Source organism: Tenggerimyces flavus, assembly GCF_016907715.1.
Taxonomy (GTDB): domain Bacteria; phylum Actinomycetota; class Actinomycetes; order Propionibacteriales; family Actinopolymorphaceae; genus Tenggerimyces; species Tenggerimyces flavus.
The window spans coordinates 8068657-8086028 of the sequence record NZ_JAFBCM010000001.1 but is presented as its reverse complement, the minus strand read 5'-3'; the positions used below and the strand labels follow the sequence as shown (position 1 = coordinate 8086028).

The following is a 17372-nucleotide window of genomic DNA, read 5'->3' as shown; positions in this document are numbered from 1 at the left end:
TGGTTACCAGGGTGAACGACGACCTTGAAACCTGTGGCATCGACGAGATCACCCCAGACGTCGACGGACCGCTCACCATCGGCCAGGTCGCGACACTCACCGGCCTGAGCGCGCACACGCTGCGGTGGTACGAGCGGGAAGGCCTGCTCCAGGACGTCGACCGCGACGCCTACGGCAACCGGCAGTACACGCGATCCGACCTGCGCCGCCTCACGATGCTTATGCGGCTCCGGACGACAGGCATGCCGGTCAGCGAGATGCAGCGGTACGCCCAGCTCCTGCGCGGCGGGGACGACACCGAGCCGGAGCGCGCCAAGCTGCTGGAGCAACATCGCGACCGCGTGCTCGGCCACATCGCCGACCTACACCGCGATCTGGACATGATCAACCGCAAGATCGCCTCGTACCGGCACGCCAAACCACCCGCCTTGTCGGCGTAACCCCACCCAGCAACGCGACAACGCCCTACCCCGGCATGCCCAAGGGAGAAACCCCAGTGCTCACCAGAACGATCGGCAACCGCCGCAACGTCAGCGCCCTCTGCCTCGGCGCGATGAACTTCGGCGCCTCCACCGATCCGGAAACCGCCACCAAGATCCTCGACCGGTTCGTCGAGGCGGGCGGAACGTTCATCGACACCGCCAACAACTACGGCCAATGGCACGGCCAACCCGGCCGCAGCGAGGAGTTCCTCGGCAACTGGATGCGCGAACGGGGAAACCGCGACCAGCTGACCGTCGCCACCAAGGTCGGCGCGAGGTCGACCGTGCCCGGCGATCCGGGCGACGAGCACTGGGAGGGGCTCGGCGCGGAAACGATCGAGAACGCCGTCAAACAAAGCCTCGAACGCCTGAGAGTCGAAAGGATCGACCTCTACTACGCCCACATCGACGACCGCCGCACGCCGCTCGAGCAGACCGTCGGCGCATTAGGAAGCCTCGCCAAAGAAGGCCTCGTCGACGTCATCGGCTGCAGCAACACGACCAGCTGGCGGCTGGAACGCGCCCGCCAGCTCGCCACCGACCAGGGCGTAGCGAGGTACGAGGTGATCCAGCAGCGCCACACGTACCTGTGGGCCAGCCCGCTGGCGCAGGGTGCCGAGAGACGGCTCGGGAGCCGGCACTTCCCGCACGCGACCACCGAGCACTTCGACTACCTCGAGGAGCACCGGGACGTGACGCTGGTGGCGTACGCACCGCTGGTGGAGGGTTCGTACGCACGCCCCGAGCGACCGTTCCGAGCCGAACGCGGCTACGCGCACCCGACCGCGTACGTGCGCTTCGAGGAGCTGCGCAAGGTCGCCAACGAGCTGGGCGCCACGCCCAACCAGGTCGTGCTCGCCTGGATGCTGCAGAAGGACCCAGCGGTCATCCCGCTCTTCGGAGCCTCGTCCGTCGACCAGCTCGACGAAGCCCTGGCGGCAGTCGACCTCGACATCGACGAAGAGACGATCGAACGTCTCGACCAGGCCTAGGCGGCGAACCGCACGGTCAGCGAGCGCAGCAGCGCCTTCTTGACCCGAGCCAGGCTGTAGCGGATCGCGTGCTGCCGGAAGACGTTCCGGATGTCGTGCCCGCCGGCGTCGACGCACCAGCCGGAGCCGACTCCGCACAGGCCGCACGGGGTGCGCAGGAGGGTCCGTCGTTGAGCGAGTGCCTGGTCGTACGTGTCCATCGTCGCCCCAGTCGAGTCAGTGGAGGCGCCCGGCGCGCTTCCACCCTTCCTGACACCGAGCACCCGGAAACATGACGCGACCAATCGAACTCGTTCAGTGACCGCGGCGACCCACAGCCCGACCGGCGACGAAACCGACCAGGGCGGCGACGAGCAGGACCAGGAGGAACGTCGCGTTCTCACGGACGACCCAGAGGGCGCTGTCGAGCCACCACGGGAACAGCGACCGCCCGCCCTGGATCACCGCACCGACCAGGACGCCGAACGCGAGGACAGCCGCGAACCCGCCCAGGATCCACCGCAGCTCCGACGGCACCCGCGGAGACGAAGGCGCAGGCGCATGGATCGGCAGGTCGGCCAGCACCCGCCCCAGGTCCGTGGTCGTCTCTGCCGCGAACGCCGCCCCCAGCCGCGTCTCGAACTCCTCCGGCGAGAGCCGCCCCTGAGCGTGCTGGTCGGCGACGATCTCCGCCGCCCGCTGCCGCTCCTGATCCCCCACCCGCAACGCCGCCAGCGGCGTCCCCGAAACGTCAACCATGGGAGCGCACGCTACGCCCGCCGGGGGAGCCCCGTAATCCACCGCGAGACCCAGACCCCTCAGCCGAGAGGACGACCAGACCCCGAGCTCACGCCTCGTGCGTCACCACGACCCGGCGCAGCTCGCCGAAGTGGCAGGCCGACGGGTGCGGGTCAGCCGGCCGGGGCTCCAGCCGCGGCTCCTCGGTCGCGCAGATGTCCTCCGCCTTCCAGCAGCGCGTACGGAACCGGCACCCCGACGGCGGGTTCGCCGGCGACGGTACGTCACCCTCGAGCCGGATCACCTCGCGCGACCCACGCGCCGTCGGGTCCGGCACCGGCACCGCCGACAGCAGCGCCTGCGTGTACGGGTGCGTCGGCCGCTCGTAGATCTCCGGCTCGGTGCCGATCTCCACGACCTTCCCGAGGTACATCACCGCGAGCCGGTCCGAGATGTGCCGCACCACCGACAGGTCGTGCGCGATGAAGATGTACGACAGCTCCAGCTCGTCCTGCAACGACTCCAGCAGGTTGATCACCTGAGCCTGGATCGACACGTCCAGCGCCGACACCGGCTCGTCGCACAGGATCACCTTCGGCCGCAGCGCCAACGCCCGCGCGATGCCGATCCGCTGCCGTTGGCCGCCGGAGAACTGGTGCGGGTACCGGTTGATGTGCTCAGGGTTCAAGCCCACAACGTCAAGCAGCTCTTGCACCCGCGTCCGCCGCGAGGCCTTCGGTGCCACGTCCTTGTGGATCTCGAACGGCTCACCAACGATGTCGCCGACCGTCATCCGCGGGTTCAGCGAGGTGTACGGATCCTGCATCACCAGCTGGATGTTGCGCCGCAACCGCCGCAGCTCCGCACCCTCGAGACCGAAGATGTCCTTGCCCTGAAAGAGAACCTCACCCGCCGTCGGCTTCTCCAGCCGCATGATGAGCTTCGCCAACGTGGACTTGCCACAGCCCGATTCGCCCACCACACCGAGCGTTTCGCCGGTCTTCAGCTCCAGCGAGACGCCGTCGACCGCCTTCACCTCGCCGATGTGGCGCTTGAACACGATGCCCTGCGTGATCGGGAAGTGCTTGACCAGGTCACGTACCTCGAGGATCGTCTCAGTCCCGGGCGCCATCGAGGACCTCCTCGGCGTAGTGGCAAGCGCTCGAACGTTGCACTCCGACGTCGCGCAACGGCGGATCCTCCTGCGTACAGATGTCCTGCGCGTACGTGCACCGCGGATGGAACGGGCATCCCGACGGCGGGTGCAGCATGTTTGGCGGCATGCCCTTGATCGACTTGAGCTGTTGACCCTTCAGGTCGACGCGCGGGATCGAGGCCAACAGCCCTTCTGTGTAAGGGTGTCCGGGGTTGGAGTAGAGGTCGTGAACGTTCGCGTTCTCGACGATCCGCCCCGCGTACATCACCGCGATCCGGTCCGCGACGTCCGCCACCACGCCGAGGTCGTGCGTGATGAGGATCAGCGCCATGTCCAGGTCGCGCCGCAGATCCGCCAGCAGGTCCATGATCTGCGCCTGCACGGTCACGTCCAGCGCCGTCGTCGGCTCGTCCGCGATCAGCACCGCGGGGTCCAACGCCAACGCCATCGCGATCATCACGCGCTGCCGCATCCCGCCGGAGAACTGGTGCGGGAAGTCCTTCACCCGATCCTTGGCCGCTGGGATGCGGACGAGATCCATCAGCTCCACGGCCCGGCGGTACGCGTCCGACTTCGACATCCCGAGCCGGCGGCGGAGGTTCTCCGAGATCTGGAAGCCCACGGTGAACACCGGGTTCAACGCCGACAGCGCGTCCTGGAACACCATCGCGATCTCGGCGCCGCGAATCCGGCGGCGCTGATCCTCGCGCATCGTCAGCATGTCCTCGCCGCGATAGCGGATCGTGCCGCCCGCGACCTTGGCCGGCGGCGTGTCGAGGATGCCCATGATCGCCTGCGCCGACACGCTCTTGCCCGAGCCGGATTCGCCAAGCACCGCGAGGGATTCGCCGGCATTGACGTAGTAGCTCACGCCGTTCAGGGCGCGTACGACGCCGTCGTGGGTATGGAACTCGACCCGCAGATCGCGCACGTCCAGCAGGTGCCTACTCGTATCGGCGGTGTCGTCTGGTTTCACGTCCATCGGTGCGGTCATCGTAGCCTCGGGTCGAATGCGTCACGGATCGCGTCGCCCAACATGATGAAGGCGAGCACGGTCACGCTGAGGAAGCCAGCCGGGAACAGCAACGGGTGTGCCGCTTCGCGGATGCGGGCCTGTGCGTCGGAGATGTCGATGCCCCACGAGATCGATGGTGGTTGCAGGCCGATGCCGAGGAAGCTCAACGTCGCCTCCGCGGCGATGAACCCGCCCAGCAGGATGGTGAGAACGACGATGACCGGCGCGATCGCGTTCGGCAGGATGTGCCGCAGCATGATGCGCAGGTGCCCCGCGCCCAACGCACGTACGGCCTGCACGTAGTCCTGCTGCATCGTCGAGATCACCGTCGAACGCATCACCCGCGCCGCGGTGGTCCAGCCGAACACGCCGAGCGTGAACACCACGCCCCAGATGCCGACGTCGCGGTTCGACAGCGACTTCAGCAGCACCAGCGCGCCGAGCAGCAGCGGGATGCCGAACACGATGTCGATCACCCGCGAGATGATCACGTCGACCCAGCCGCCGAAGTAGCCGGCGAGCATGCCGAGGACGACCGCGATCAGCCCGGCGAACGTCGTACTGAACAGCCCGACGAGGATCGACGCGCGGGCGCCGTAGACCGTGCGCGAGAAGACGTCGCAGCCCTGCAGGTTGTACCCGAACAACGCCTTGTCACCTGGCGGCTGGAACGACCGGGACAGGTTGCAGTCGGTCGGGCTGACGCTGGTGAACAGGCTGGGGAACGCCGCCATCACCCCGAGCAGCAGGATGAGCGCGGCGGAAACCCAGAAGATCGGGTTGTGGCGCAGGTCCCGCCACGCGTCGCCGAACAGGCTGCGTGGCCGGCCGACCAGCTCGGCGCCGGCGGCACCAGCGGCGACCACACCCTCCTCGCGGCGGGCGGTCGTGTCTTGCTCAGTCATAGCGGATCCTCGGGTCGAGCACGGCGTACAGGACGTCCACGACCAGGTTGGCGATCAGGTAGACGAGAACGAGGATGCTGACGATCGTCACGACCGTCGGCCCGTCCTCGGCCCGGATGCCCTGCCGGATCTGGAACCCGACTCCGGGGATGTTGAAGATCGACTCGGTGACGATCGCGCCAGCCATCAGGTCGCCGAGGCCGGCGCCGAGGAACGTCACGACCGGGATCAGCGAGTTGCGAAGCACGTGCACACCGACCACGCGCGCGGTCGGCAGACCCTTGGACCGCGCGGTCCGTACGTAGTCCATCCGGAGGTTCTCGGCGATGCTCGTCCGCGTCAGCCGGGCGGTCGTCGCGAGCGCGAGCGCGCCGAGCACCATGCCCGGCAGTAACAGCTCGAACCAGGTCGCCTCGCCGCCCACAGCCACCGGGAAGATCCGGAACTGCACGCCGAACAGGAACTGCAGCGTCGAACCCAGCACGAAGACCGGGATCGAGATGACGACCAGCGTCGACACGAGCACGGTGGTGTCGAAGACGCCCTTGCGCCGCATGCCGGCGAGGATGCCGGCGGTGATGCCGAACACGATCGTGAACGCGAACGCGACGAGCGCGAGGCGGATCGTGATCGGCCAGGCGGTGGAGAGGACGTTGGAGATGTCCCGGCCGTTGAGCTGCTGGCCGAGGTCTCCGGTGAGGAGCCGGCCGAGGTACTTCACGTACTGCAGGATGAAGGGATCGTTCAGGTTGAACCGCTCCTCCAGCACCAGCCGCTCGGCCGGGGTGACCGGCCGTTCTCCGGCGAGGGCCTGAAGGGGGTCGGTGCTCCCGGCGAACATCAACCAGTACACGAGCAGCGTCGTGCCGATGAAGACCGGGATGACCTGCAGGATCCGTCGTATCAGGTAGGCGCCCACGGTGATGGCCCTTACGTTGTCTGGCGAGAGTGGTGGAGGATCGCCTCCACCACTCTCACCTATGGACGGGGTCGCAGATCGGCAAACCTACCGACTGCTCGACAGGTCTACCCCGCCGGCGCGATCTTGATCAGGTTGACCCGCTGGAAGGCGTCGAGCTCGACGTCCTTCACGTTCTCCGACCAGCCGAAGTTGTTCTTGCCGAACCGGAGCGGGAGAACCGGCAGGTCGCGAACGAGGATGTCCTCGGCCTGCTGCCACAGCTTGATGGAGTCCTCGGGCGTGGTGGCCTTGCTGCCGTCGGCGACGAGCTTGTCGAACTCCTCGTTGCAGTAGCCGTAGTAGTTCGACGAACCCTTGCAGGCGTACAGCGGGCCGAGGTAGTTCTCCATCGACGGGTAGTCGAAGATCCAGCCCATCCGGAACATGCCGACGGCCTTGTCCGCGTCGACCTTCTCGAGCAGGTCGGCGAACGCCGGCTCGGGTGCGCTGGTGCACTGCACGCCGAGGTTCTGCTGGATCTGGTTGCACGTCGCGTCCACCCACGGCTTGTTGTCGCCGTCGGAGTTGTAGGTGATCGTCAGCTTGTTGCCCGGGATGCCGCCGCCCTGCGCCAGCAGGTCCTTGGCCTTGGCCGCGTCGAGCTCGCACGCCTCGCCGCAGGTGTTGTCCCGGAACCCGGGGACCACGGGGGAGACGAACGAACGGGCGACGTCCTGGCTGCCCTGGAAGATCGTCTTGACGATGGCCTCGCGGTCGATCGCCATCGAGATCGCCTTGCGGATCTCGACCTTCTTGAAGATCGGGTCGTACGTCGGGAACGCCAGCATCTGGTAGCCCGAGGAGGACGACTGCGCGAACCGCTCCGGCAGGTCGGTCTGGGCGTTGGCGAGCTCAGCGGTCGGGATCGACTTCATCACGTCGTGGTTGCCGGCGAGAAGGTCGCGGTACTCGGTCGCCGGGTCCTGGTAGATCGTGAACTTGACGCCCGCGACCTTCGGCTTCTCCTCGCCCGCGTACTTGTCGTACGCCTCGACCTCGACCTGCTTGTCGTGCTCCCACTTGCCCTTGAGCTTGAACGGACCGTTGCCGATCGGGGCCTCTTCGTACGCCTTGAGATCGGTGAACGCCGCCTTCGGCATCGGGTAGAAGACCGTGTAGCCCATGACCGACTTCCAGTCGGCGAACGGGTCACTCAACGTGATCGTGAAGTTGAGGTCGTCGGTCTTCTTCAGGCCGGTGAGCTTGTCCGCCTTCGGCTTGGGCGCCGCCTTCGGGCCGTCGCCGTCGGGGTCCGACGTGTTCATGTCGGCGTAGCCGTCGATGCGCTGGAAGAAGTAGTTGCCGCCCTGGCCGTTCGGGCTGTACGCGCCGTAGTTCCACGCGTCGATGAAGCTGTCGGACGTGACCTTCTCGCCGTTGTGGAAGGTCCAGCCGTCCTTGATCTTGACGTTCCAGACCTTGTTGTCGCTCGACTCGACCGATTCGGCGACGTTCAGGACCGGCTTGTTCTCCGCGTCGAAGCCGACGAGAGGGGAGAACAGCGCGGCGAGGACCTGCGCGCCGCTCGTCTCCGTCGTGTTCGGCGGAAGCAGGTGCCGCGGCTCGGCGATACCGATGCTGATCACGGTGCCGGTCTCGGCGCCTGGGTCTTCGCCCCCGTTGCCGCCGTTCCCGCCGCCGTTGCCGCCGCACCCGGCGGCGACCAATCCGAACGCCGCGGCCAGCGTCAGGACACTGGCGAGCCTCCGTTGTTTCATTCTCGACCATCCCCTTGTCATGAACCCGGGCAAGGCTGCCGTGTGGGCGCCAGCGCCGGCCGTCCCGGCGCAAACTAGGGGATCCGGCCGGAGTTGCGGAAGAATCTGTGCCACTCCGTGTCTATAACGATGCAAGATCTGTGACTGGAGAGGGACAAAACGGACAGTGCGTGACCTGGATGTGATCGCGGGCGAGCTTTACGCCACCCCGCCGAGCGAGTTCGTCGCTAAGCGTGACGAGGAGGCCAAGTCTGCTCGCGACGCCGGCGATCGTACGCTCGCGGCCGCTCTGAAGAAACTGGCGCGCCCCACGCAGGGCGCTTGGCTCGTCAACCTGCTGTGGCGGTCGGAGTCCGATCTGGTCGAGTCGTTGTTCTCGCTGGGTGCGGAGCTGGGCGCTGCGCAGCGGGCGCTGGACGGGGACGAGATCCGTTCGCTCTCGGCGTCGCGGCAGAAGCTGATGTCGAAGATCGCTGCCGCCGTCCGGCGCCTGGGCGCCGATCGGGGCGTTCGGATCACGGCCGACCTGTCGCGCGAGGTCGAGTCGACGCTCGACTCGGCGCTGGCCGACGAGGAGGTGGCTGCGCTCGTGCGGTCCGGCCGGGTGGTGAAGTCGGTGACGTACGCGGGCTTCGGCCCGTTCGGCGGCGACCTGTCCGCTGTGCCGACGTTGCGTTCGGTGCCGTCGCCGGCGAAGAAGAAGTCGTCGCGTGCTTCGTCGCCGGAGGACGAGGACGAGGACGCGGCTCGGGCGAAGGCCGAGGCCCGGCTCGCCGATGCGCGCGAGGTGCTGGAGGAGGCGGAGGAGGACTACACCGAGCGGGAACAGGCGTTCACCGACATGGAGTCCTCGCGCGACTCGCTGCGGGAACGGCTGGACGAGCTGCGCGAGGAGATCCGCGACACCGAGGCCCAGCTGCTCGCCGCCGAGCGCGGGCTGCGGGCCGAGAAGCGCCGGTACGAACGCGCGGAGTCCACGCTCGAGCAGGCCCGCAAACGCCTGGCCGAGGCCGAGGACGCCGCCAAGTAGCCGCCGCCCTCAAGGCCCGTGATCATGATGGTGATCGTGAAGCCGAACCGGTCGTATACGCCGGGTTTGCCTTCATGATCACGCTCATGATCACGGGTCGGTGAGTTGGGCGACCTAGGGAGATCAAGCGCGCGGTCACCAGCAGACGATGGTTTCGCCGGTCAGGTAGTCCGAGGCGGGACCGGCGAGGAACAGCACGATCGCGGCCATGTCGCCCGGTTCGGCGATCCGCTGCAGCCGGGACAGCTCGCTCTGGTCGCGCACCTCGCGGGTCGCGAGGAAGCGCCCGGTGTACGTGGCGGCCGGGGCGAGGCAGTTGACGTTCACGTCGAACGGCCGGAGCTGTTCGGCCAGGCAGCGCGTGTAGTGCGAGTTCGCCGCCTTGGCCGCGGCGTAGACGATGCCGTTCCGCGCCGGGGCGTGGCCGGCGACGGAACCGACGTTGATGATCTTGCCGGTCCGCTGCTCACGCATGTGCAGGCCGGCGTACTTGCACGCGAACATCGTCGTCAGCACGTTCCGATCCACGACCGCGCGGATGTCGGCCGGGTCGATGTCGAGCGCGTCATTCGGGTCCGGCCGCGGCGTGGTCGCGCCCATGTCGCCGCCGGCGTTGTTGACGAGGATGTCCAGCGTTCCGAACGTCTCCACCACGTCCGCGACGAGCCGCGCGGTCTGCTCGGCGTCGGTGAGATCCGCCGCGAAGAAGCCCGAACGCCGGCCGAGCGCCTTGATCTCGTCGGCCACCGCCGGCCCCGACGCCGCCTCGCCGAACCGCGCGGCGGCCGTCGTGTCCACGTCGTGGATCGCGACGTCCGCGCCCTCGGCGGCCAGCGCCAGCGCGTAGGCGCGGCCGAGCCCGCGGCTGGACCCGGTGACGAGCGCGACCTTCCCCTCCACGGTCATCGGGACGCCACCAGCCCTCGTACGTACTCGACGCTCTCGGTGAGCTGGCGTTGCTCGTACGCCTCGATCGCCTCCGGCGACTCGCCGCGCTCGTACGGCGTCCGCCAGTCCCCGTCCGGCTTGGCGTTCGCGCGGACCACGCGCAGTGCCTCGGCCAGTTGCGCAGCCGTACGCGGCGGGTAGTCCGGCCAGAAGTCCGGCGCGAACACGCGGATGTTCCGCGCCTCCAGCGCACCCAGCTCGATCGACATCGGCACGTCCGGAACGGCGGGGGCGAGCAGGTCGAGCAGCACCGGGAAGTCGACCAGCCCCTGCCCGAGTGGCGAGCGCACGAGCAGGAAGCCCTCGTCGCTCCACCAGGTCCAGTAGTCCTTCAGGTGCACGTTCTTCACGTGCGGCGCGACCCGCCGGAAGTAGTCGATCGGCTCCTCTGCGGTGGCGAGCGGGTTGCCGGTGTCGAGGTTGATGCCGAAGAACGGGGAGGCGATCTCCTCGCACAGCTGGAGTAGCTCCTCCGAGGCGAGGTCCTGGTGGTTCTCGACGCAGAGGGTGACGCCCGCGCGTTCGGCCTCCGCGGCGGCCACCTTCAGCTTCGCCCGGACGTCGTCGAGGAACGGCTGCCAGCGCCCGGCCAAGGGGCGGCGGTCGCCGCCGATCTTCGCGCCGCCGACGACGGTCCGTACGACCGGTGACCCCACCTGGCCGGCCAGCTCGATCACGCGCGCGAGCGCGTCCGGCTCGTACCCGCCGGTGTCGACCGTGACGAACATCCCTCGCTCGGTCGCGTCCTGCCGGACGGCCTCGGGGTTGTCGATCATCCGGTCGGGCAGCTCGATGCCGACAAGGCCACGGGCTTGCGCCTTGTCCATCAAGGTGTGGGCGTTGATGCGCGGGCGGGCGGCCTTCGGATGCAGGCCGAAGCTGAACGTGGTGCCGGAGGTGGCGAGTCCTATCCGTGTCACTGGGCCGTCCAACCTCCGTCGATCACGAGCGTGGCGCCCGTCATGAACGCGGACGCGTCGGACGCGAGGAAGACGGCCGCGCCGCCGAGCTCCTCGGGGTTTCCCCAACGTCCCAACGGGATGCGGTCGAGGAACCACTTGTTCAGCTCGGGGTTCTCGAGCACCGGGATGTTCAGGTCGGTCGCGAACGGTCCCGGGCAGAGCGCGTTCACCGTGACGCCGTGCGGCGCCCACTCGAGCGCGAGGACGCGGGTGAGGTTGACGATCGCGGCCTTGCTCGAGGAGTACGCGGCGCGGCCGGGGAGCGCGGTGAGCCCGAGCATCGAGCCGAGGTTGATCATCCGGCCGTGCGGGCTGGCCTTGAGGTGCGGCGCGGCGGCTCTGGCGAACAGGAACGGCGCCTTGACGTTGGTGTCCTGGACGAGGTCCCAGCTCTCCTCGTCGAAGTCCTCGATCGACTTGCGCACGTTCACGCCGGCGTTGTTGATCAGGATGTCGAGGTGGCCGAACTCGTCGACGACGGCGGCGACCGCTCGTTCGACATCGTCGGCTCGCGTCACGTCGGCACCGATGCCGCGTGCGCGCCGCCCGTTCGCCGCCTCGATCTCGCCGGCGGTCTTGTCCGCCTCGGCCTGGTTGCGGCTGAGGACGGCGACCTCGGCACCGGCCGCGGCGAGCGCGTTCGCCATGACCCGCCCGAGCCCGCGGTTGCCGCCGGTGACCAGGGCGACCCGGCCTTCGAGTGAGAACGATTCCATGACCATGGCTTCAAACGTAGCCACGGATTCGAGGAAGCGGGCCAAGTTGATCACATGCCGGAGCGTGTTTAGCGGCCGGTTTCTGACACCGGAAAGCAGAAAGCCCGGCGAGCCCGGTCGCCGGGAGCGCCGCCGATTTCCCCCAGCCCCTCAGCTCGGCGGCGCTCGAAGATACGTACTGGTGGTGCTCTACGCGGCCACGCTGTCGGTCGGAGAACCCGTCCGCTGCCGCGGGAGTCGAAGCCGGCTCAGCAGCCGGCTGCGAGGTCCGACCGGTCTGGCGGTCGGATAGTCGCGCTCGTTGTGCCCGAGGTAGGCGATCGCCACCGGGCCAGGCGAGTGGGAGTCGAGGCCGCCCTTGAACACGCGGACCCGCACCTTCATGTGCAGATCCCCGCGCCGCTGGTCGGCGTTCGGGTGCCGGACGATGATCCGCTCACCGCCGGTCAGTTGACGTCGGTTCCCGATGATCCACCGCTCGACCAGTGCTCTGGCGATGTCGTCCGGGTTCCGCATGAAGGTCTCGTCCTGCCGAACGACGACCTTCCAGAGACCTTCCAGGTCCCGTGTCGAGATTTCGAACGTATACCTCTCCCTCATGGTGCACCCCTTAAGGTCGCGACCTCCGCCGCGGCGCACATCTTTGGGTGCCGGTGGGTCCTTATCCAGCGGGTTCCGATCGGACCGTCCCGTGGTGGGTCTGTCATGTCTGATAGACGTAGGACGGGCCCGGGACGTTTCCTTGGAGAGGCCAGTATTTGCGGTCTCAGGTTCAATTTCCAGGAAATTACGCAGCGAATTCCAAGCTGTTCAATCACTGTTCCGTAACAGGCCCCGAAAAGTGGTCAGGCCACCCGACAGGTGAAGCGATTCTGGAACGTTTGAAAGTGGTTGAATCGGACAAATCGCCAACGCTTCGACGTTCGGTGTTTAGCTGCGCGACATCTAGGTTTCGTGCCCTCGGAAGCCAAGTTGTCAGGCCAGTCAATCGGTACGAACCGCCCGCGGGATCCACGCGATGCTCGCCCTGGTGCGTGGCCACCCCTGCACAAGTCCGGCCTGATGCGGTCATCGAGGTTCCCAGGTCATCCCATGTCCGGTTCGATGAGGAAGATGACTCCCCGCGGCCTGTCCCGCCGGCACCTGCTTGGTGCCGCGGCTGGTACTGCCGCGGGAGCTCTCCTCGCCGCCTGTGGTCTGTCCCGGGACGGGGCGCTCGGCGACGGCACGGGCGAGATCATGGTGTGGACCTGGCCGGACAACGACCGGACGTTCCTCGAGACCATCCCCGCGTTCGAGCGGAAGTTTCCCAAGATCAAGGTCAACGTCCAGGGCTTCAGCGGCGCGTTCGGCGGAAGCTACAACACCAAGGTGCTCGGCGCACTCGTCTCCGGCTCCGGGCCGGACGTCGCGATGGTCGAGATCACTTCGGTCTCGAACTTCGCCAGCAAACCGGGATTTGTCGATCTCAAGAAACCACCGTTCAACGCCGGAGAAGTCGCCGACAAATACGCCGACTTCTCCTGGAAGTACGTCGCCGACCAGAACTCTGGGCGAATCTTTGCCTTACCTAAGAACACCGGCCCGGGCGGAATGTTCTATCGCCGCGACGTCTTCGAACAGGCCGGCCTTCCCACCGAGCCCGACGACGTCCACGAGGCACTCGAGGACTGGCCGACCTTCGTCGAGCAGGGACGCAAGGTCGCCAAGAAGGGCGAACGCTGGCTACTCGACGCCCCCGACACGCTGATCCGCGTCCTGCAGGCCCAGAACGGCGTCTCCTACTTCGACGAGAGCGGCCAGCCGCAGCTCGACAGCGACGTGGTCGTCGACGCGCTCGAGTTCGCGATCGGCCTGCAGAAGGACGGCCTGCTCGCCCCGGACATGTCCTCCCAGGAACGCGGTGCCGCGATCAACGCGGGCAACATCGTCACGTTCCTGTCCGGCAACTGGTTCGGCGGCCTGATCAAGGCGCAGTACGCCCCGGACAGCGCCGGCAAGTGGGGCGTCGCGCTCGCGCCGGCGACGAACGGGGTCAGCGCGTTCAACTACGGCGGCGACTTCATCGGCGTCCTGCAGAGCAGCCGCAACCAGCTGGCCGCCTGGGAGTTCTGCAAGTGGGTCACGCAGGACTCCGAGAGCCTCGACGCGATGTACCAGCGCGACCTCTACCCCGCCTGGAAGACGGCCTGGCAGGAGCCGTGGATCAACAAGCCCGACCCCTTCTACGCCAACCAGAACGTCAACACGGTCTTCAGTGAGGTGTCCGCCACGATGAAGCCCCCGGTGACGAACCCGAACGACACGATCGCCAACACCGCCCTGTCGACCGCGGTCAACGACGTCGTGCACAACGTCCGGTCCGTACGAGACGCGCTGGCGAGGGCGCAGGCCGACGTCGAGGGCAAGCTCGCGTGACGGCCGCCACCGCGACGACGACCACCCCCGCCGCGCGGGCGGTGAAGACGAGGCGGTTCCGTCAGCACCGCACGTTCTACCTGATGGTGTCGCCGTTCTTCGTCCTGTTCGGGATCTTCGGGCTGCTCCCGATCATCGCCGCGATCTGGATCGGCCTCACCGACTGGGACGGCCTGAATCCAGCGAAGTTCGTCGGTTTGGCCAACTACGCAACGATCCTGACCGACCCGCTGTTCGCCAAGGCGGTCGGCAACACGATCTTCATCTGGATCGGCTCGACCGTCATCACCTGTGGGTTGGCGTTCGTCCTGGCGTACCTGATCAACGAGTACGTCCTCGTCGGCGGCGGCACGCTCCGCATGGTGTTCCTGCTGCCGATGCTCGCCGCGCCCGCGGTGATCGCGATCATCATGAGCGTCCTGTTCTCCACCAACGCCGGCCTGATGAACGCGGCGCTGTCGGTGCTCACCGGCGACCGCGTCACGTTCGACTGGCTCGCCTCGACGGGCTGGATCAAGCCGATCGTGATCGTGATGATCACCTGGCGGTTCCTCGGCTTCCACCTGCTGCTGTTCGTCGCCGGGTTGCAGTCGGTGCCGCGCGAGCTCTACGACGCGGCCCGCGTGGACGGCGCGAACGGGCGACAGGTGTTCTGGCGCGTCACCGTTCCGCTGATGCTGCCGATCATCTTCTTCAGCGCGACCTCCTCGACCGTCGGTGCGTTCCAGCTGTTCGACGAGCCGTTCGTGCTGACGAACGGCTCCGGCGGGACCGACCAGGCGGCGGAGGTGATGGGAACGATGCTGTTCCGCACGGCGTTCACCGAGTTCGAGTTCGGCACTGCGTCGGCGCTCTCGTGGATCATGTTCGCGCTGATCGCGGTCTTCACCATCGTCAACAGCCGCCTGCTTCGGGTCAGGACGTGATCGAGAATGGCCCGTAGAGTCATCACCGCGTGGATCTGGCTGATCGCGCTCGTCTTCGTGTTCCCGTTCTACTGGATGCTCGTTCTCGCGACGCACTCCAACGACGACATCTACAAGTTCCCGCCGCCGCTGCTGCCCGGCGGCAACCTCTCCGAGAACTGGGACCGGCTGCTCGAGGTCGTCGCGCTGCCGCAGGCCGTGTTCAACAGCGTCCTGGTGGCGTTGGCCCATACGGCGTTGGTGTTGTTGCTGTCGTCGTTGGTGGGCTTCGGCTTCGCGCGGTTCCGCGACGCGCCCGGCGCCAAGTGGATGTGGCGCTTCGTGCTGGCGACGATCTTCGTGCCCGGGCTGGTCGGCCTGATCCCTTGGTACGTGCTGATCGCCCGCCTCGGCTGGATCGACACCCTGTGGCCGTTGATCATTCCGGGCGCGGCGAACGGCTTCGCGGTGTTCTGGATGCGGCAGATCATCCTGCAGACCGTTCCGCCCGACCTGTACGACGCGGCACGCATCGACGGCGCCGGTGACTGGCGTACGTACTGGACCGTGGTGCTGCCGCTGATCCGGCCCGGCCTTGGTGCGTTGGGGATCTGGACGTTCATGGCGACCTGGACCGCGTTCCAGATCCCGCTGATCGTGCTGAACTCGCAGTCGAACTTCACGCTCCCGTTGGCGATCGCGAGCCTGAACACGCTGTACGGGCAGGACACCGCGGCCGTGATGCTCGGCAGCGTGATCAGCGTGCTGCCGATCTTCATCGCGTTCGTGCTGGCGGGCAAGCAGTTCATGGCCGGCCTCACCGCCGGCGCCCTGAAGGGCTGAGCCCAACAAGGCGCCGGCGACGTGCATTACGCGTCGATCGAGGGACTCGTCCCCGCGGCCATGCCCGCTCCCCAGTCCTTCAGGGCGAACGTGCCCACCGTCCAGAGGTTGCCGGTGTTGACCTGCAGGGCGACCTCGTACCCACCACCGGGCAGGCAGGCGATGGAGGGGCTGGTGCCGGCCTTCATGCCCGCGTTCCAGTCCTTGTCCTCGTGCCAGCCCAGCGTCCACAGCTTGCCGGTGTTGATCTGCAGCGCGACCTCGTACCCACCGGTGGCAAGCGCGCAGATCGACGGGCTCGTCCCGGCAGCCATGCCGGCGTTCCAGTCCTTGTTGCCGGCGTTGCCGACAGTCCACAGCTCGCCGGTGTTGGTCTGGAACGCGACCTCGTAGCCGCCGCCGGCCAACGCGGCGATCGCGGGGCTGGTGCCGGCCTTCATCCCGGCGTTCCAGTCCTTGTTGCCGGCGTTGCCCACGGTCCACAGCTCACCGGTGTTCGTCTGGATCGCCACCTCGTACCCGCCACCCGGCAGACAGGTGATGGACGGGCTGGTGCCGGCCTTCATGCCCGCGTTCCAGTCCTTGTTCTCCTGCCACCCCAGCGTCCAGAGCTCGCCGGTGTTCGTCTGGATCGCCACCTGGTAGCCGCCACCAGCGAGCGCGCAGATCGACGGGCTCGTGCCAGGCGCCATGCCGGCGTTCCAGTCCTTGTTGCCCGCGTGGCCGACCGTCCACAGCTCGCCCGTGTTGGTCTGGAAGGCGACCTCGTACCCGTCACCGGGCAGTGCGGCGATCGCGGGGCTGGTGCCGGCCTTCATCCCGGCGTTCCAGTCCTTGCTCTCCCGCCATCCCAACGTCCAGAGCTCGCCGGTGTTGGTCTGCAACGCCATCTCGGGCTTCGGCGTGACGCCGCCGCCACCGTTGTACGCGGCGACGAGCAGCGGCTGCAGGTTCCGGAACGGGTGCGACGCGCAGGCGGCGCCGGAGCACGAGGGCCGTCCCGTGTACGGCGGCGGCAGCATGTCGATGTGCAGGTGCGGCTGCGTACCGACCGCGTGGGCGGACGTACCCACGACGCCGATCGGGGTCCCGCGGTCGACATGCTGGCCTGACGACACGCGCAGCCCGGGGGAGTGGTGCATGTGCGCGAGGTACCAGATGTCGCCGTCGCCGTCGCGGATCTGGACCCTGCTGCCGACGCCCGACGACGCGTTCGTGGCGCTGATGACGGTGCCGGCCACCGGCGAGACGATCGGTGTGCCGGTGGGAGCGAAGATGTCGGCGGCGTTGTAGTTGTGGTGGCAGTTGGACTGGCTCGCGAAGCACCAGCGCAGTGGTGACTGCGACTCGATGACCGCCTTGGTCGCGTTGACGGGGAACGTGATCGCGCCGGGCACGGCCTGCGCCGCGGGCGCGACCGCCTGCAGGCCCAGGAACGATGCCGCCAATGCGACCGCCCCTGCCAGAACCCGTCGGTAACGTGCACTTCTGACTGAAGTCAACTCCGCCTCCGTTGCTGGGCCACACGTCGGGGACGCGGGCGTAAGCCGGACCGAACCGTTCGCAGCATGCCCGGCCCCGCTGGATGCCGGCCTTGACGAAAA

Annotated in this window: 18 protein-coding genes; 6 read left to right on the top strand and 12 right to left on the bottom strand. The window is 67.6% G+C overall.

All coding sequences use genetic code 11. The annotated features are described in order from the left end of the window. Positions 1 to 11: 11 nt before the first annotated feature. Together JOD67_RS37620 and JOD67_RS37615 are read left to right on the top strand one after the other, a co-directional pair. Entirely contained in the window at positions 12 to 440 is a 429-nt protein-coding gene (locus tag JOD67_RS37620; RefSeq protein WP_307782700.1) for a MerR family transcriptional regulator, read from the top strand. Between the two features lie 56 nt (positions 441 to 496). Next, complete coding sequence (locus JOD67_RS37615; RefSeq protein WP_307782699.1) at positions 497 to 1474, top strand: aldo/keto reductase; 978 nt, start codon at positions 497 to 499, stop codon at positions 1472 to 1474. On the opposite strand, the gene JOD67_RS37610 is transcribed toward JOD67_RS37615, so the two are convergent. From JOD67_RS37610 to JOD67_RS37580, 7 genes are all read right to left on the bottom strand, one after another. After that, positions 1471 to 1674: a hypothetical protein gene (locus JOD67_RS37610; protein WP_205122420.1), complete on the bottom strand. Its 204-nt coding sequence runs from the start codon at positions 1672 to 1674 to the stop codon at positions 1471 to 1473. The genes JOD67_RS37615 and JOD67_RS37610 overlap by 4 nt on opposite strands. A 94-nt stretch (positions 1675 to 1768) precedes the next feature. Beyond that, entirely contained in the window at positions 1769 to 2212 is a 444-nt protein-coding gene (locus JOD67_RS37605) for a DUF1707 SHOCT-like domain-containing protein (RefSeq protein WP_205122419.1), read from the bottom strand. 88 nt (positions 2213 to 2300) lie between these two features. Further along, the gene (locus tag JOD67_RS37600; protein ID WP_205122418.1) at positions 2301 to 3323 is read right to left on the bottom strand and encodes an ABC transporter ATP-binding protein; all 1023 of its coding nucleotides are present in this window, start codon (positions 3321 to 3323) and stop codon (positions 2301 to 2303) included. Continuing rightward, positions 3307 to 4329 (bottom strand): ABC transporter ATP-binding protein, encoded by a 1023-nt coding sequence (locus JOD67_RS37595; protein WP_205122417.1) that lies wholly within the window; start codon positions 4327 to 4329, stop codon positions 3307 to 3309. The genes JOD67_RS37600 and JOD67_RS37595 overlap by 17 nt, the downstream gene beginning before the upstream one ends. A gap of 8 nt (positions 4330 to 4337) precedes the next feature. After that, a complete protein-coding gene (locus JOD67_RS37590; RefSeq protein WP_205122416.1) occupies positions 4338 to 5267 on the bottom strand; it encodes an ABC transporter permease in 930 nt (309 codons plus the stop codon). After that, a complete protein-coding gene (locus JOD67_RS37585; RefSeq protein WP_205122415.1) occupies positions 5260 to 6186 on the bottom strand; it encodes an ABC transporter permease in 927 nt (308 codons plus the stop codon). Before JOD67_RS37585 ends, JOD67_RS37590 begins: the two co-directional genes overlap by 8 nt. 107 nt (positions 6187 to 6293) lie before the next feature. Continuing rightward, the gene (locus JOD67_RS37580) at positions 6294 to 7946 is read right to left on the bottom strand and encodes a peptide ABC transporter substrate-binding protein (RefSeq protein WP_205122414.1); all 1653 of its coding nucleotides are present in this window, start codon (positions 7944 to 7946) and stop codon (positions 6294 to 6296) included. Positions 7947 to 8112: 166 nt separating this feature from the next. Between JOD67_RS37580 and JOD67_RS37575 the strand changes: the two genes are divergently transcribed. Then, on the top strand, positions 8113 to 8976 hold the full coding sequence (locus tag JOD67_RS37575) for a hypothetical protein (RefSeq protein WP_205122413.1): 864 nt from the start codon (positions 8113 to 8115) through the stop codon (positions 8974 to 8976). Between the two features lie 135 nt (positions 8977 to 9111). Here JOD67_RS37575 and JOD67_RS37570 read toward each other — a convergent pair whose 3' ends face one another. The 4 genes from JOD67_RS37570 to JOD67_RS37555 all read right to left on the bottom strand — a co-directional run bounded on the left by JOD67_RS37570 (position 9112) and on the right by JOD67_RS37555 (position 12202). Beyond that, positions 9112 to 9882: an SDR family NAD(P)-dependent oxidoreductase gene (locus tag JOD67_RS37570; RefSeq protein WP_205122412.1), complete on the bottom strand. Its 771-nt coding sequence runs from the start codon at positions 9880 to 9882 to the stop codon at positions 9112 to 9114. Further along, the gene (locus JOD67_RS37565; RefSeq protein WP_307782698.1) at positions 9879 to 10844 is read right to left on the bottom strand and encodes a sugar phosphate isomerase/epimerase family protein; all 966 of its coding nucleotides are present in this window, start codon (positions 10842 to 10844) and stop codon (positions 9879 to 9881) included. Before JOD67_RS37565 ends, JOD67_RS37570 begins: the two co-directional genes overlap by 4 nt. Then, positions 10841 to 11602, bottom strand: a complete 762-nt coding sequence (locus JOD67_RS37560; RefSeq protein WP_239554237.1) for an SDR family NAD(P)-dependent oxidoreductase — start codon at positions 11600 to 11602, stop codon at positions 10841 to 10843. Before JOD67_RS37560 ends, JOD67_RS37565 begins: the two co-directional genes overlap by 4 nt. 189 nt (positions 11603 to 11791) lie before the next feature. Continuing rightward, positions 11792 to 12202: a hypothetical protein gene (locus tag JOD67_RS37555; RefSeq protein WP_205122410.1), complete on the bottom strand. Its 411-nt coding sequence runs from the start codon at positions 12200 to 12202 to the stop codon at positions 11792 to 11794. A 513-nt stretch (positions 12203 to 12715) separates the two neighbouring features. Between JOD67_RS37555 and JOD67_RS37550 the strand changes: the two genes are divergently transcribed. The 3 genes from JOD67_RS37550 to JOD67_RS37540 are packed head-to-tail and all read left to right on the top strand — an operon-like array spanning position 12716 to position 15768. Further along, on the top strand, positions 12716 to 14020 hold the full coding sequence (locus JOD67_RS37550) for an ABC transporter substrate-binding protein (protein ID WP_205122409.1): 1305 nt from the start codon (positions 12716 to 12718) through the stop codon (positions 14018 to 14020). Continuing rightward, the gene (locus JOD67_RS42285; RefSeq protein ID WP_307782697.1) at positions 14017 to 14946 is read left to right on the top strand and encodes a carbohydrate ABC transporter permease; all 930 of its coding nucleotides are present in this window, start codon (positions 14017 to 14019) and stop codon (positions 14944 to 14946) included. The genes JOD67_RS37550 and JOD67_RS42285 overlap by 4 nt, the downstream gene beginning before the upstream one ends. 6 nt (positions 14947 to 14952) lie before the next feature. Continuing rightward, complete coding sequence (locus JOD67_RS37540) at positions 14953 to 15768, top strand: carbohydrate ABC transporter permease (RefSeq protein ID WP_205122408.1); 816 nt, start codon at positions 14953 to 14955, stop codon at positions 15766 to 15768. 26 nt (positions 15769 to 15794) lie between these two features. Here the strand turns inward: JOD67_RS37540 and JOD67_RS37535 are convergent, their stop codons facing one another. After that, positions 15795 to 17216 (bottom strand): M23 family metallopeptidase, encoded by a 1422-nt coding sequence (locus tag JOD67_RS37535; RefSeq protein WP_205122407.1) that lies wholly within the window; start codon positions 17214 to 17216, stop codon positions 15795 to 15797. Positions 17217 to 17372 lie beyond the last annotated feature (156 nt).